Annotated in this window: 13 protein-coding genes; 12 read left to right on the top strand and 1 reads right to left on the bottom strand. The window is 51.0% G+C overall.

Annotation, left to right across the window (positions count from 1 at the left end):
• The first annotated feature begins 183 nt into the window (after nt 1-183).
• The 5 genes from dnaN to gyrA all read left to right on the top strand — a co-directional run bounded on the left by dnaN (nt 184) and on the right by gyrA (nt 7,434).
• On the top strand, nt 184-1,359 hold the full coding sequence (gene dnaN, locus OXH16_16720) for a DNA polymerase III subunit beta (GenBank protein MCY3683042.1): 1,176 nt from the start codon (nt 184-186) through the stop codon (nt 1,357-1,359).
• Nucleotides 1,359-2,444: a DNA replication/repair protein RecF gene (gene recF / locus OXH16_16715; GenBank protein MCY3683041.1), complete on the top strand. Its 1,086-nt coding sequence runs from the start codon at nt 1,359-1,361 to the stop codon at nt 2,442-2,444. The genes dnaN and recF overlap by 1 nt, the downstream gene beginning before the upstream one ends.
• A gap of 5 nt (nt 2,445-2,449) precedes the next feature.
• Nucleotides 2,450-2,815 carry a DUF721 domain-containing protein gene (locus tag OXH16_16710; GenBank protein MCY3683040.1) on the top strand — a complete coding sequence of 122 codons (366 nt, stop codon included), beginning with the start codon at nt 2,450-2,452 and terminating at the stop codon, nt 2,813-2,815.
• 89 nt (nt 2,816-2,904) lie between these two features.
• Nucleotides 2,905-4,836 (top strand): DNA topoisomerase (ATP-hydrolyzing) subunit B, encoded by a 1,932-nt coding sequence (gyrB, locus tag OXH16_16705; GenBank protein MCY3683039.1) that lies wholly within the window; start codon nt 2,905-2,907, stop codon nt 4,834-4,836.
• A gap of 21 nt (nt 4,837-4,857) precedes the next feature.
• Nucleotides 4,858-7,434, top strand: coding sequence for a DNA gyrase subunit A (gene gyrA / locus OXH16_16700; GenBank protein MCY3683038.1), 2,577 nt, complete (start codon nt 4,858-4,860; stop codon nt 7,432-7,434).
• A gap of 74 nt (nt 7,435-7,508) precedes the next feature.
• On the opposite strand, the gene OXH16_16695 is transcribed toward gyrA, so the two are convergent.
• Nucleotides 7,509-8,804, bottom strand: a complete 1,296-nt coding sequence (locus OXH16_16695) for a homoserine dehydrogenase (protein MCY3683037.1) — start codon at nt 8,802-8,804, stop codon at nt 7,509-7,511.
• Between the two features lie 106 nt (nt 8,805-8,910).
• Between OXH16_16695 and OXH16_16690 the strand changes: the two genes are divergently transcribed.
• Genes OXH16_16690 through OXH16_16660 form a run of 7 tightly spaced genes read left to right on the top strand, consistent with a single transcriptional unit; the run spans nt 8,911 to nt 15,272 of the window.
• Complete coding sequence (locus OXH16_16690; protein ID MCY3683036.1) at nt 8,911-9,993, top strand: alcohol dehydrogenase catalytic domain-containing protein; 1,083 nt, start codon at nt 8,911-8,913, stop codon at nt 9,991-9,993.
• Between the two features lie 10 nt (nt 9,994-10,003).
• On the top strand, nt 10,004-10,783 hold the full coding sequence (locus OXH16_16685) for an SDR family oxidoreductase (GenBank protein ID MCY3683035.1): 780 nt from the start codon (nt 10,004-10,006) through the stop codon (nt 10,781-10,783).
• A 25-nt stretch (nt 10,784-10,808) separates the two neighbouring features.
• Nucleotides 10,809-11,267, top strand: coding sequence for a cupin domain-containing protein (locus tag OXH16_16680; GenBank protein ID MCY3683034.1), 459 nt, complete (start codon nt 10,809-10,811; stop codon nt 11,265-11,267).
• A gap of 14 nt (nt 11,268-11,281) precedes the next feature.
• On the top strand, nt 11,282-12,694 hold the full coding sequence (locus OXH16_16675) for a sulfatase (GenBank protein ID MCY3683033.1): 1,413 nt from the start codon (nt 11,282-11,284) through the stop codon (nt 12,692-12,694).
• 16 nt (nt 12,695-12,710) lie between these two features.
• Nucleotides 12,711-13,001 carry a hypothetical protein gene (locus tag OXH16_16670; protein ID MCY3683032.1) on the top strand — a complete coding sequence of 97 codons (291 nt, stop codon included), beginning with the start codon at nt 12,711-12,713 and terminating at the stop codon, nt 12,999-13,001.
• Nucleotides 13,002-13,016: 15 nt separating this feature from the next.
• The gene (locus OXH16_16665) at nt 13,017-14,288 is read left to right on the top strand and encodes a sulfatase-like hydrolase/transferase (protein ID MCY3683031.1); all 1,272 of its coding nucleotides are present in this window, start codon (nt 13,017-13,019) and stop codon (nt 14,286-14,288) included.
• A 12-nt stretch (nt 14,289-14,300) separates the two neighbouring features.
• Nucleotides 14,301-15,272 (top strand): D-2-hydroxyacid dehydrogenase, encoded by a 972-nt coding sequence (locus OXH16_16660; protein MCY3683030.1) that lies wholly within the window; start codon nt 14,301-14,303, stop codon nt 15,270-15,272.
• Nucleotides 15,273-15,280: the final 8 nt, after the last annotated feature.

Genomic DNA, 15,280 nt, shown 5'->3' with positions numbered 1-15,280 from the left:
CTCTTTGGGACACAGAGGGTTTTCGGACAAAATGCAAGGTTGACAAAATCGTTAAAATTCAGTAAATTATGATGTCTGTAATTGAACAAAAAATCATCCTCTTTTGACCTCAAAAAAACGCGCTATACAACACCCCAAAAAATCATTTACAAAGTGCTCAACGCGCTCGGGAGAAACGCATTCATGAAAGTATCAATAGAAAAAGATGAACTCCTCAAAGGTATCCAGGCTGTGATTGATATTGTGCCCTCTAAAACCGCATTGCCAGTATTGTCCAACATCCTGATAGATGCAAACAATGGCAGCGATGTGTGTTTGAGTGCCACAGATCTCGATATATCAATAACGTGCAAACTTTCAGCCACCATTGAAGACGCCGGGGCAACAACGGTGCCAGCGCGCAAATTCTCAGAAATTGTGCGCGAATTGCCCGAAGAATCCCTATCCCTCACCGCAGAAGAAGGCCGTGTAACGCTTCAGCGCCAAAGTGGTGCCGAAGGAACGTATGCCTTGATGTCGGTACCTGCCGACGATTTTCCCGATCTGCCTGAGGAGATCGATGGTCCCGAGATCGCGTTTCTGTCCGATGAAGATGAGGAGGCTCAGGAGGCTTCGGCCGATAGCAATGTCCTCGGCGAAATGATTTCTAAAACGATCTTTGCCGTGTCTCGCGATGAAACGCGTCCGGTACTCACAGGCGTGCTCTGGCAGATTGGCAATGGACGCATGACCATGGTGGCAACAGATGGTCATCGCCTGGTCAAATATTCGCGGATACAGGATGGGTTGCCCGATCAAAACAGAGAAGCCATTGTTCCCCCTCATGCTTTGAATCACGTCGTTAAACTCATGGGCGGGGGGGAGGATCTTCAAAAAGTACAACTCGGGCAAAGCCATGTGCTCTTTTCACTGGGCGACGAAGACGCCATCCAGATTTTCTCTCGACTGATTGAAGGTCCCTATGTCGATTACGAACAGGTGATTCCCCAAAACAACGGCAAGCGTCTTCGTGTTTCGAACAGCCAATTGCTACCCGCTGTGCGGCGCGTATCCATTCTGGCAAGTGCTCAGACCCATCAGTTGCGGCTCGAAATCAAAAAGAACGAACTCGCATTATCAGCGACCAGCCAGGAAATAGGAGGCGAAGCACGCGAATCTATGGGCGTTGAATACGATGAAGATGAAATGACCATTGGATATAATTCCGGCTATCTACAAGACGTACTCCGGCGCATTCATTGTGACGAAGTGCTCTTTGAACTCGACAGCGCTGTTGCCGCGGGAATCATCAGACCTGGTGAACAACTCGAAGGCGAAGATTATCTTTGTCTCCTTATGCCCTTGCGACTCAATGACTGATGTATGTTTCCTCTCTTAAACTCACCAATTTTCGAAACTTTGAGCATGCTGAATTTACATTTGATCAGGCAAAAACGGCAATCTGGGCAGATAATGCCCGCGGTAAATCAAATGTCTTAGAAGCGTTGTATTTTTTGGCACTGGCCAAATCGGGTCGCGGTGCCAGAGATCGGGATGTGCTCAGGTGGGGTGCTAACTATTTTGTGATCGAAGCCCAGATTGAGCGCGAAGATCGTTCCTTCCCCATTCGCATTGCCTACGATCCCCACATTGGCAAGAAACAAGCCTCTGTTGCAGAGGCTTCTCTTCCCCGCCTTTCAGACCTCATTGGCGCATTCAACGCTGTTTTATTTTCTCCCGAAGATGTAGATCTCGTATTGCGCGAACCGGCTCAGCGCCGCCGCATTTTAGATATTCTCGTTTCGCAATCAAGCGCGTCCTATTTAGCCGATCTGGAAGGGTATCAGCGCGTTTTGGCACAGCGCAATCGCTTGTTAAAAGACCGCCGTTCAGCACTGTTATCACATCCCGAACAAGTTGAACCGTGGAATGAGCAATTATCCAATTTAGGTGCTCGCATAATATCTCACCGTCTCGAAGCACTGAATGATATACAACATCTGCTATCTGAATACTATTGTGCCATTGCGCCCACATCAGAAAAAATGAAAGCGAATTACCGCAGTCCCATATCCCTGGAAACGCGCGATCAGGGCAGGGAAATACTCTTCGAAGCACTGACGACCCGGTTGCCGCAGGAAGTTGAACTGCGATATACACTTACGGGACCACACCGCGACAATCTGATTTTTACACTTGATGACAAAGCAGTCCATCAATTCGCGTCCAAAGGCCAGCTAAAAACCGTTCTGCTCTCATGGAAATTGGCCGAAGCGACATTTTTAGAACAACAGACCGGGTGGCGCCCTGTCTTGCTGATGGACGATGTGTTTTCAGAACTCGATCCCAAACGGGCAAACGCCGTATTGAACCTCATTCCCGATTTTGGGCAAGTGGTCGTAACCTCAGCGCGCGATCCGGATTTGGATTTTAAAGAACACGGATTTCGGCTGTTGAAATTGTGAATAAAATGGATGCCGAGACAGACAGACGCAAAAGCGGTATTTACAGGTACCGGAGTGGTCCAACATCTGACCCGGTTTCCGCAGGTGATGCCATTCGCCAGTTGGTAGATAGCCTGGGACTTGCGGAAAAATTGAGAGAACAGCGCGTATTGTCATTGTGGGAAAAAATTGTGGGTGAAGATATTGCGGCTGTAACCCAGGTCGAAGGCTTTCGGGGGGAGCAAGGAGAATTAACTGTTTCAGCACAACACCCCACACAGAGTGAATGGTTGCGCTATCAACGCGAAACTATACGTCAAAATTTGAACCGCGAGGTTGGCGGTGATGTGGTAAAAACAATTCGGTTAAAAGTTGATCCGTCTATTCGTTGATGAACTGGCCTGAGAGACGGCCAGTTATACAGCATTCCGCTGATTCGTTTATTCGTCTATTCGTCTATTCGCTCACACAGGAGTCATATATGGCAGATGCAGTTGAAAATGGATATACTGCTGATGATATTCAAGTTCTCAAAGGTCTTGAAGCAGTGCAAAAACGTCCGGCAATGTACATTGGTGACACGGGCGTTAATGGGCTGCACCATCTGATATGGGAAGTGGTTGACAACAGCATTGACGAGGCCATGGGGGGGCATTGCGATCGCATTGAAGTTTTTCTCAATGAAGAAGGGACTGTTACAGTAACGGACAATGGCCGTGGTATTCCCGTGGATCAACATCCAGAAGAACAGCGCTCTGCCCTGGAAGTCGTCATGACCGTGCTGCATGCAGGGGGCAAATTTGACAAAAAAAATTACGCGGTTTCAGGAGGCCTTCACGGCGTGGGCGTCTCGGTCGTAAATGGCCTATCAAAATGGTGTGAAGTTGAAGTGTGTTCCAAACTCATCGACCCCGAGGGGCGGGTGTATTCACAGCGATACGAACGCGGGGTACCCGTTACAGAGGTAGAGGACATTGGTCCGGGATCGACGACCGGAACCAGGACCACATTTAAGCCAGATGATGAAATTTTTGAAACCGTTGAATACAACCAGGAAATTGTGGCGCATCGCTTGCGCGAACTGGCATTTTTGAACCGGGGACTCACCATCGCGTTAAAAGATCACCGCGACGATTATGAAGAAATTTTTCACTATGATGGTGGGCTACAAGCCTTTGTGGAATATATGGATGAGGGGCGTTCAGCACTCCACGATCCCGTGTATTTTGAAGGTGAACGCGACGGCGTGGTTACCGAAGTGGCATTTCAGTACAACGATTCCTACCAGCAAAATATTTTGAGCTACGTCAACAATATCCACACACTTGAAGGTGGAACACACGAAACCGGATTCAGAACAGCACTTACGCGGACATTAAACACTTATGGAACCAAAAACAATGTGTTTAAAAATGAAAAATTCGCGCTATCAGGCGAAGATACCCGTGAAGGACTTACCGCTGTGGTCAGTGTGAAAGTGCCCGAACCGCAGTTTGAAGGCCAGACCAAAAGGAAACTGGGCAACAGCGAAGTGCGCGGCATTGTTGAATCGCTGGTAGGAGAAAAGCTGGGCGAGTGCTTTGAAGAAAACCCCAATATGGTAAAAAGGATTTTGCAAAAAGCTGTTGATGCGGCTCGGGCGCGAGAAGCTGCGCGCAAAGCACGCGAACTCGTGCGTCGCAAAGGCGTACTCGAAGGGGGTGGCCTGCCGGGTAAGTTATTGGATTGTTCTTCTAAAGACAAAGAAGAAACAGAAATTTTTCTGGTGGAGGGTGACTCGGCCGGCGGTTCGGCAGCACAGGGACGCAATCGCGCATTTCAGGCGATATTACCGATGTGGGGCAAGTTGCTAAACGTGGAAAAAACGCGGCTGGACCGGGTATTGGGCAACGACAAGTTGCAACCCGTTATTTTGGGACTCGGTGCAGGTGTTGGGGAAGATTTCGACGTGGAAAAACTGCGCTACGGCAAAATTATCATCATGGCAGATGCCGATGTAGATGGCTCGCATATTCGCTCTTTGTTGCTCACGTTTTTCTTCCGCTATATGCGACCGATGATTTTGGATGGGTGCGTGTACATCGCTCAACCGCCCTTATATCTGGTCAAAAAAGGGCGCACAGAACGCTATGCTTATGACGATGCCGAGCGAGACCGCATTTTGGAAGAATTGGGCGAAGAAGGCAGAGGTGTGACCGTTCAGCGCTACAAAGGTCTGGGGGAAATGAATCCCGAACAACTGTGGGAAACCACCATGAATCCCGAGACGCGCACGGTATTACTCGTCACGGAAGAAGATACCATGGAAGCCGAGCACGCATTTTCAATGTTCATGGGTGATGACGTCGCCCCCAGGCGAAAATACGTCGAAGAACACGCACTGGAAGCGGAATTGGATGTGTCGGGACCTTAAAAAGGAGACGATAAGACAATGATGATAGAACGATCGCGGGTGATCCCTGTTGAAATTGGCGATGAGTTAAAGAAGTCCATGCTCGATTATTCGATGAGCACGCTGGTCAATCGCGCATTGCCGGATGTGCGCGATGGGATGAAGCCATCGCAAAGACGCATTTTGGTGGCAATGAATGACCTCGGCCTGGGCGCAAACCGGCAGCATCGAAAATGCGCTCATATTGCCGGTCATGCCTCGGGCAATTATCATCCGCACGGTGAAGACATTGTCTATCCAACGCTGGTGCATCTGGCGCAGGATTTTAAGTTGCGTTATCCACTCGTAGATGGACAGGGTAATTTTGGCTCCATTGACGGGTATCCACCCGCTGCAATGCGCTACACAGAAGCGCGTATGGCCGGACCGGGGCAAGAGATGTTGAACGATCTCCAGAAAGAGACCGTTGATTACCGCCCCAACTACGACGAGCGCCTGGAAGAACCCCAGGTATTGCCGTCTGCGTTTCCAAACATGATTTGCAATGGCGCTGTGGGCATTGCCACGACAATGGCCACGGCAATTCCGCCGCACAATTTGGGAGAGGTCGTCGATGGCCTCGTCGCATTGATCGATAACCCCGAACTGGATATCGTTGAGTTGACGGAATATGTCAAAGCACCCGACTTTCCAACCGGCGGCATCATTTATGGCATGAGCGGCGTTTTAGACGCCTATCAGACGGGACGCGGACATCTGCGGATCCGGGCAAAAGCCGATATAGAAGAAGACAAAACCGGACGAGAAACCATTATCATCACAGAAATTCCCTACATGGTGAACAAGACAACGCTATTGGAAAAAATGGCGGATCTGGTACGCGAAAAACGCATTGAAGGGATTTCAAATATTCAGGATGAATCCGACCGCGATGGGCTGCGCATCGTCGTGGAACTCAAACGCGATGTGGTCGGGGATGTGATCTTGAACCAACTCTACAAATACACCCAATTAGAATCGACATTTGCGGCCAACATGGTTGCGCTGGTCAACGGCCGGCCCCAACAGGTCACCTTGAAGCAAATGTTGCAGTGTTATATCGATCACCGCCACGATGTCGTGAAGCGACGCACGGAATACGAACTGCGAGTCGCTGAAGAGCGCGCACATATCCTGGAAGGATTGATAATCGCGCAGGACAACATCGACGAAGTGATCCGCATTATCCGCGGCTCACGAGATCCCAATGAAGCGCGGCATGCATTGACGGCACAACTCGAATTGTCCGAACGCCAGACACAGGCCATTCTGTCCATGACACTGCAGCGATTGACCAACATGGAGCAACAAAAGATAGAAGACGAATACGCCCAACTGACGCAAGAGATTGAACGACTGCGCTCTATTCTGGACAACCGCGAATCGCGCATGCAAATAGTCAAAGACGAATTAGGTGTGATGCGCGAAAAATACGGCGACGAGCGGCGGTCGGAAATCGTGTTCGCGGCCACTGAGTTCAGCATCGAAGATTTAATCCGCGAAGAAGACATGGTCATTACCATTTCTCACAATGGATACATCAAACGCATTCCAGTATCCACCTATCGCGCACAAAACCGGGGCGGACGCGGGATCACGGGGATGCGAACAAAAGATGAAGATTTTGTAGAAAGCTTGTTCGTGGCTTCCACGCACAGTTATATCCTCGTATTGACAGACCGCGGGCACTGTGTGTGGTTAAAAGTCCATGAAATTCCGCGGGGTACGCGTCAAGCGCGCGGTCGGCCCATTGTCAATGTGGTGGATATCCCCTATGGACATAAGGTCGCTGAAGTCGTGCCAGTGCGCGAATTTGACGAAGATCGCTATCTGCTGTCTATAACTCGAAAGGGCCTGACAAAAAAGACGGCGCTATCGGCTTATAGTCGCCCGCGCAAGGGTGGCATTATTGCGATGAATGTGCGGGAAGACGATCAGCTAATCAAAGCCGCGGTTACAGAGGGTGACAACCGGGTTATCATTGCCACAAAGCACGGGCAAGCTGTGTACTTTGAAGAAAACAAAGTGCGGGCAATGGGGCGCAACTCACAGGGCGTGCGCGGCGTGTCCTTGCAAGGCGATGATGTCGTGGTGGGCATGGTCGTCGTTAAACCTGAAGCTGTAGAGCAATCTCATTTATTGTCGATATGTGCCAATGGATATGGCAAGCGCTCGCCGATTTCGGAGTATCGCCTGACAAACCGGGGCGGCAAAGGCGTGATCAACATCAAAACTACAGATCGCAATGGGCCTGTGGTATCGGTGATGGGCGTGACGGAAGATAGCCGCGACGATATGGTGATTGTGACGCAGAATGGCATCTTGATCCGACAGAAAGTAGCGGACGTGAGCGTGATTGGGCGCAATACGCAGGGCGTGCGTCTGATCAATCCGGATGAAGGCGATCAGGTAATCGATGTGGCGCAGGTGGTCAATCAAGACGAGGAAGAAGAAGGCGAAACCGCGATGGATGCAACATCTGAAGAAGTAAGTGAAACAGGAGAGGAGAACACGGCTGAGGAAAACGGAACGATGAAGGCATTATGGCGCGAGGTGCAAAAGCGAACAGGATGGAAGTGAACAACACAATATTTTGAATGAAAATACGTAGCGGCAGAGATAAATCTCTGCCGCTTTTTTGTTTTCACATCTCCTCACGGATGCAGAATCCGAATAATCTGCGGTTTTTCTGTCACAGCGGACAAATTCCCAATGCGCGTGATGGCGCGTTGCATCGCAGCTTCGGGGGCATCGTGTGTGATCATAATCAGAGGAACCGTGCCACCTTCTGTTTCCGAGCGCCCGTGCTGGATAACCGTTTCTATGCTGATATCTTCACCGGCAAAGAGTGCGGCAACCTGTGCCAGCACCCCGGGTTTGTCGTAAACGGTAAGCCTACAATAGCTACCGGTCTGAATCTCGCCGACGGGAACGAGGTCCGCTTCAGGTATCGGAGCAAGCGGTGCTCCCGCGGGACCAAGACCGGCTTTGCGCCGCTCGGCAATGGCGACCAGATCGGCGACCACCGCGCTGGCTGTGGGCAATTCACCGGCGCCTTTGCCGTAAAAAACCTGAGCATCAACCGCACTACCGACAATTTCCACAGCATTAAATTCATTGCGAATATCTGCCAGGAGTGCATCGTGGGGCACAAAGGCGGGATGCACGCGCACTTCAATGCGACTACCCACCACGCGGGCTATGCCGAGCAATTTGATGGTATAGCCGAGTTCGCGGGCAAAATCGATATCCAATGCGGTAATATGAGAGATACCCTCTTTGAGAATATCGCCAGACGAGACGCGCTGGCGGAAGGCGAGGCGGCAGAGAAGCGCGAGCTTTTGAGCCGCATCTGTACCGTCGATATCCATGGTGGGATCGGCTTCGGCAAACCCTTTGTCCTGTGCTTCTTTGAGCATGGGATCAAAGTCCTCTCCGGCTTCTGTCATCCGGGTGAGGATGTAGTTCGTCGTGCCGTTGAGAATGCCGTAAAGCGATTGAATATTATTCGCCACCAGCCCCTGGCTGAGTGTCTGGATAATGGGAATACCACCGCAGACACTGGCTTCAAAGCCGAGTCCCACATTGTTTTGAGCCGCTGCCTCAAACAGGCTATCGCCGCGTTCGGCAAGAAGCGCTTTGTTCGCCGTAACAACATCTTTGCCATTTTGAAGCGCCGCGAGAACGAGATCATAAGCCGCATCGACACCGCCCATCACCTCAACCACAATCTGGATTGTCGGATCCGCGACCACATCCATAGGATTGGTCGTAAAACAATCGGGCATCAAATCAATTGCGCGAGATTTGGACAAATCGCGCACAGCAACCTTGCGAATATCGAGATCGAGGCCCCGAACGTCTTTGAATTCGCGTTCCCGGTCTCGAAGGATGCGGGCCACACCGCCGCCCACAACCCCCATGCCAATCAAGCCAATACCAATTGCCACTTTTACCTCATAAGGTTAGTGATGAAAATATTTTCGTTTTTCTTTATACTGTCAAACCGTTAAAGTGTATCCTAAGGGCTTTCTCTTGTCAAGAAAAGGATTTGATATGGGTGATTTGCCAAAAACAATGCCCGTAGTCATGTGCCGCGCGCCCGAAGATTATCGCCTGGAAGAATTCGCAGTACCCCAGATAGAGGCGGGTGAGGTCCTGATTCGCGTACAATCGGTCGGTATATGTGCAAGTGATTTAAAGTGCTATCTGGGAGCACCCATGTTCTGGGGCGATTCCCACCGCGAGGGCTATTGCCAGGCACCGATTATTCCCGGACACGAGTTTGTGGGAGAGGTCGTTGCACTCGGCGACGGTGCGAGTGACAAATATGGATTGGCGATTGGCGACCTCGCCGTATCGGAGCAAATCGTGCCGTGCAATGCGTGTCGTTATTGCTTGCGCGGGCAATACTGGATGTGCATGGTACACGATATTTACGGCTTTCGTCAGGCGACCTTTGGCGCAATGGCTGAATATTGCAGGTTACCTGCCAGAGCTTTGAATTATCGCGTGCCAAAATCCATACCCGCCGCGCATGCGGCGTACGTAGAACCCCTCGCCTGTGCGATTCACGCGGTCGAACGCGGCAATATTCAGTTAAACCACACAGTCGTCATTGCCGGTGCAGGACCGCTGGGCCTGGGCATGGTCGCTGCTGCGCGAATGAAGAATCCCGCTTTGCTAATTGCCTTAGACCTAAGTGATAAACGGCTGGAAATAGCCAGAGCCTGTGGGGCGGATCTGGGGTTGAATCCAAATTCGGTGGATGTGATTGACGAAGTCCATAAATTGACAGAAGGTTATGGTTGCGATGTGTATATTGAGGCGACCGGGCATCCCGCAGCAGTGGAACAGGGACTGCTTATGATTTGCAAACTCGGCACATTTGTCGAATTCAGCGTAATGCGCGAACCCGTGACAACGGATTGGACGATTATTGGCGACACAAAAGAACTCAATATTCACGGCGCGCATCTGAGTCCGCATTGTTATCCCATTGCCATTCGAATGCTCGAACAGGGACGCCTCCCAATGGACCAGATCGTAACCCATCAATTGCCACTTGAGGATTTTCATAAAGGAATTGACCTCGTCGCAGACGGAACGCAGTCCGTAAAGGTGACATTGAGACCATAATGGAGAAAACATGCCAGAAATACACGTAATGGATTTATTTCGACTGGATGGAAAGGTCGCCTTGATCACCGGGGGATCCAAAGGATTGGGTGCATCAATGGCGATGGGATTGGCGCAGGCCGGTGCAAAAACCATCATTTGTTCGCGGACGCAGGCAGACTGTGACCGCGTGGCCTCAGAGATTGCAGAAGAAACACGGCAAGAGAGTATTGGTATCGCTGGAGATGTAACCAGTGAAATAGACGTGGACCGGGTATTTGATGCAGTCATCGAGAAATACGGGAAGTTAGACGTGTTGATCAACAGCGCGGGGATTAATATTCGGCATCCCGTAGAGGATTTTCCCCTCGACGAATTTAAGCAAGTGATCGACATCAATCTCACTGGTGTATGGTTGTGTTGTCGCGCGGCTGCCCGGGTTATGAAGCCCCAAGGATCGGGTTCAGTGGTAAACATCGCGTCGGCATTAAGCGGCGTCGGATTAAGAGAGCGCTCGGCCTATTGTTCGTCAAAAGCGGGATTAATCGGCATGACAAAAACAATGGCACTGGAATGGGCAGAGTCCAATGTGCGGTGCAATGCATTGTGTCCCGGACCCTTTTTGACAGAGATCAATGTACCGCTTCTAAAAACGCCCGAGAAAGTGAAGTCGCTATTGGAATTGACCGCATTAAATCGCTGGGCAGAATTGCATGAAATTCGTGGCGCAGCGTTATTTTTGGCGAGTGATGCCTCCAGCTTTATGACGGGAGCATCGCTATATGTAGATGGCGGATGGAACGCGCAGTAACCCACCAAAGTGAAGGAAAATCATAGTGATAGAAAAAATCAACGAATCGGAAATAGAGGAAACATCGCGCCAATCGCGCACAGGCAAATACGGTTTGTCTCGAAAGGATATTTCCGGAGCATTGGAAACCACGGGACAACCATTTGAGGTCGAACGGGTGCGATTGGCGCCGGGAAAGATAAATTTTCCGTGCCATGCGCACCAGGTACAGTGGGAATTTTATATCGTGCTCCGAGGTCAAGGCGCCGTGCGCCGAAACGATCATACATTTGAGGTGGGAGCAGGCGATGCATTTGTTCAGCCCCCTGGAACCGCGCATCAAATTCGCAACACAAGTGCGACAGAGGATCTGATTTATTACGTCATTGCCGACAATCCCGTGAGCGACCCGGTCTATTATCCGGACTCGGATAAATGGGCAATTCGTCCACCGGGCAAATTGGGCCGCCTGACTGAGGTGGAATATTTTGACGGAGAAGAATAGAGGAAAGGAGCAATATGGACAGACCAAATTTTATGTTGATAACAGCAGATGACATGAACTGGGACGCGGTGGGGGCATTTGGTTGCCCAACAGCGGGGACGACACCTAATATTGACCGATTGGCCGCGGGAGGATTGCGGTTTAACCACGGACATGTGACAATAGCAGTATGCCAACCGAGCCGCTCGGCATTGATGACCGGGCGCTATCCGCATCTCAGCGGGGGCGAGGGCTTTTATCATTTGCGACACGAAGGCGTCCCCATACTACCCGATATCTTGCGCGGTGAGGGCTATGATGTGGGCATTTTAGGCAAAGTGACACACTCGACGCCATACGCGGCATTTCAATGGGACATGGCGCATGATCAGATTGACCTGGGGCAGGGACGAAATCCCGATGCGTATTATCAAAATACCAAAAACTTTGTTCAATCTGCCGTAGATGGCGACCGCCCATTTTTCCTCATGGCGAACTCCCACGATCCGCACCGTCCGTTCTACGGCAATGACAAGCCCGAATGGTACAGCGAACTCGATCCGCCTGCGGTACCGCCCTCGCGCACATTTGACTCGGAAGAAGTAGTCATTCCCGAGTTCTTGCCCGACATACCGGATGTGCGTCTGGAAATAGCCGAGTATTACAACTCTGTTCGCCGCTGTGATGACACTGTGGGCCGATTGCTCAATGTGCTGGACGAAGCGGGCGTGGCGGAGAACACCCTCGTGATGTTTTTATCCGATAATGGTATGGCATTCCCCTTCGCGAAAACAAATTGTTATTTGAACAGCACGCGCACACCCTTTTTGGCGCGGTGGCCCGCGGTCATTCAAGCCGGGCGCGTGGATACCGAGCATTTTATCTCCGGAGTAGATTACTTGCCTACGGTGCTAGATGCGATTGGGGTAGATATCCCGGACGGCGTCAATGGCAAATCGCGTCTACCCGTATTGCGGGGTGAAAAACAGGATGGATGTGAGCGTGTGTTCACGCAATTTCACCAGACCTCGGGGCGGCGCAATTACCCGATGCGATGCGTGCAAAACGCGCGGTTCGGCTATATCTTCAATCCCTGGTCTGATGGCGAACGAGAATTTCGAAATGAATCTCAGAACGGTCGATCCTGGCAGGCGATGAAAGAAGCAGAAGCCAACGAGCCGGAATTGGCTGCGCGAAACCATTTGTTCAGCTATCGCGTACTCGAAGAATTTTACGATTTTGAGAACGATCCCAACGCGCTGAACAACCTCATTGACGACCCCAACTATGCCGATGAAATCCAGGAACTTAGAAATGCGCTCGAAGAATGGATGGCAGAAACAAACGACCCGGCGCGCAAAGCCTTTCGCGGTCGCGCATCGCGGCAAGCACTCGACGATCTGATGGACCACCTCGCGGATACAATTGGAAAACGTCCCAATGAGTAAGAAAGGAATTTTAGTCATGCAAAATGATAAACTCGCGGAAACAGTTGCGGAGCAAGGTTTGAAATACGGCGACATGCTCCGGGATCTGGGCACTTATTTTTTGCGGAATCCGAAACGGTTTAAATTTGCACTAAACCGCATGTCCCATAGACTTGACCCCCGTGAAATTGAGCAGTTGCAAAAATTGAGTCGGGATCGAACAATCGAAAACTCGGGGACATTTGAAGATCGATTTGAGGAAATTTGCTGGGCAAAAGACCCCGCGGAAAAACGCGAACTCGTGCGGCGAATGCTGCGACACCTGTAATTATAAGGAGATGAAATGGCACATTTGCCCAATATCCTGATCATCCTGGGCGATGATCACGGTTACGGCGATATCTCGGCACATCGGGGACCGTATATTCAAACGCCAAATATCGACCGCATTGCTGAAAACGGCATGCGCCTGACGCAATTCTACGCAAATTCCTCCGTATGTTCCCCCAGTCGCGCAGCATTGATGACCGGGCGGTATCCAGATCGGGTTGGCGTGCCGGGCGTGATTCGCACTTACCCCGAGAGTAATTGGGGATATTTCAGTCGCGATGCCATAACACTGCCATCCATGCTCAAACAAAAAGACTATCATACATCAATCGTTGGAAAATGGCACCTGGGCCTCAAACCAGAAAACCATCCGTGCAAGCGCGGATTTGATCATTTCCACGGTTTTCTGGGCGACATGATGGACGATTATTACACGCATTTGCGGCACGATCAGAACTACATGCGGAAGGATCTCGAAGTAATTGATCCGCGCGGACACGCAACGGATCTGTTTACAGAATGGGCGATAGAAGCGATTCGAGGACACGCGCATTCGTCACAGCCGTTTTTCCTCTATCTGGCTTATAATGCGCCACACACGCCCATTCAACCGCCAGAAGATTGGATAGAACGCGTGCGCCAGCGCGAGCCTGATGCCTCGCCCGAACGGGTGAAATACATCGCACTGGTCGAACACATGGATGCGGGCATTGGTCGGGTTCTGGACGCGCTCGAGCAAACCGGACAACTCGCCAATACGCTCGTGATCTACACATCGGACAATGGCGGACAGTTAAATGTGGGCGCGACCAACGGTGATTTAAAAGGCGGAAAGGGACAGATGTATGAAGGCGGCATTCGGGTACCCACCTGTGCAATGTGGGCAGATGGAATTGAGAAAGGCCAAGTGTGTGATAACGTTGCCATGCTGATGGACGTGTTCCCCACAGCCTGCGAAATAGCAGGTGTATCGGTCAACCATGAAATCGAAGGACTGTCTATTTTGCCAACGCTGAGAGGAGAAAACCAGAATTTCTCTGATCGCGTGATGTACTGGGTGCGAAAAGACGGGGGTCCCTCATTCCTCGGACTAAACCAGCACGCTGTTCGACGCGGCAATATCAAATTGTTGCACAACAGTCCTTTTGAGCCACTGGAACTTTACGATCTGGGCAATGACCCTCGAGAAACATCTGATCGGGCAAAAACAAGCGCATTTCGGGAGATGGGTGAATTGTTACAAACGGAAATGCAGCAAAATGGCAGTATCCCCTGGCAAGCATAGAAGGAGATCCAAATGGCAATAAAAATGGTATTGCAGCGGGCGTTGGAAGATGAATACATGCAGCAGATCCGCGACCTGGGGGTGGAAACAGTCGTGGTGAAGTCCGAAGAAGACATTCTGTCGGAAATTGGTGATGCAGATGCGTATTTTGGCGGTATGTCCCCGCAAATTTTGAAAGCGGCGAAAAAACTGCGGTGGGTGCAGGCGACGAGTGCCGGGCTGGATGGCTATTATTTTCCAGAACTGCGGGAAAGCGACTTGACAGTGACGAATATCCGCGGGATATACAGCGATGTGATCGCCGACCACGTCTTTTCAATGGTCATGGCCTTTGCCCGCGGATTGCACCACTATATTCGCAATCAGTCCCAGAGCAAATGGGAAAAAGACGCCCCCGTAATCCATCTTGCGGGCACGACATTGGGTGTCGTCGGCCTGGGAGGCATTGGTCTGGCTGTTGCCGAGCGGGGCCCGGTATTTGGCATGCGCGTGCTGGGAATGGATCCAGCACCAAAGGGAAAACCCGATTTTATCGCACGTATTTATTCTCCCGATGAACTTTCGGATATGGTCGGAGAGTCGGATTTTGTCGTGATATGCGTACCACATACAGCACAGACCGAAGGGCTGTTCGACGCGGACATGTTTCGCGCAATGAAAAATACGGGGATTCTAATCAATATCGGTCGCGGCAAAGTGGTCCAATTGCACGCCCTGGCCAGTGCATTGCAATCCGGGCAGATCGGTGGTGCCGGTCTCGACGTGTATGAAGAGGAGCCGCTGCCGCAAGATCACGCTCTGTGGTCCCTGGAAAATGTAATTCTGACGCCACATGTGGCCGGCATTTCGCCCGAAATAGACAAGCGCAGAAAGGCATTAATCGTGGAAAATGTGCGGCGATTCTGCGCGGGAGAACCCCTATTGAATGTGGTGGATAATCAAAAGGGGTATGTCGTGGATGCGACATCGATTTACACAACGTAGGTGTGGTT

It is taken from the genome of Gemmatimonadota bacterium, assembly GCA_026705765.1.
GTDB lineage: Bacteria > Latescibacterota > UBA2968 > UBA2968 > UBA2968 > VXRD01.
This window is presented reverse-complemented; position numbering and strand designations above follow the sequence as displayed.

Bases quoted from the DNA above. Each gene is read 5' to 3' on its own strand.
- dnaN (MCY3683042.1), top strand. From the start codon at position 184: ATGAAAGTATCAATAGAAAAAGATGAACTCCTCAAAGGTATCCAGGCT.
- recF (MCY3683041.1), top strand. From the start codon at position 1,359: ATGTATGTTTCCTCTCTTAAACTCACCAATTTTCGAAACTTTGAGCAT.
- OXH16_16710 (MCY3683040.1), top strand. From the start codon at position 2,450: ATGGATGCCGAGACAGACAGACGCAAAAGCGGTATTTACAGGTACCGG.
- gyrB (MCY3683039.1), top strand. From the start codon at position 2,905: ATGGCAGATGCAGTTGAAAATGGATATACTGCTGATGATATTCAAGTT.
- gyrA (MCY3683038.1), top strand. From the start codon at position 4,858: ATGATAGAACGATCGCGGGTGATCCCTGTTGAAATTGGCGATGAGTTA.
- OXH16_16690 (MCY3683036.1), top strand. From the start codon at position 8,911: ATGGGTGATTTGCCAAAAACAATGCCCGTAGTCATGTGCCGCGCGCCC.
- OXH16_16685 (MCY3683035.1), top strand. From the start codon at position 10,004: ATGCCAGAAATACACGTAATGGATTTATTTCGACTGGATGGAAAGGTC.
- OXH16_16675 (MCY3683033.1), top strand. From the start codon at position 11,282: ATGGACAGACCAAATTTTATGTTGATAACAGCAGATGACATGAACTGG.
- OXH16_16670 (MCY3683032.1), top strand. From the start codon at position 12,711: ATGCAAAATGATAAACTCGCGGAAACAGTTGCGGAGCAAGGTTTGAAA.
- OXH16_16665 (MCY3683031.1), top strand. From the start codon at position 13,017: ATGGCACATTTGCCCAATATCCTGATCATCCTGGGCGATGATCACGGT.
- OXH16_16660 (MCY3683030.1), top strand. From the start codon at position 14,301: ATGGCAATAAAAATGGTATTGCAGCGGGCGTTGGAAGATGAATACATG.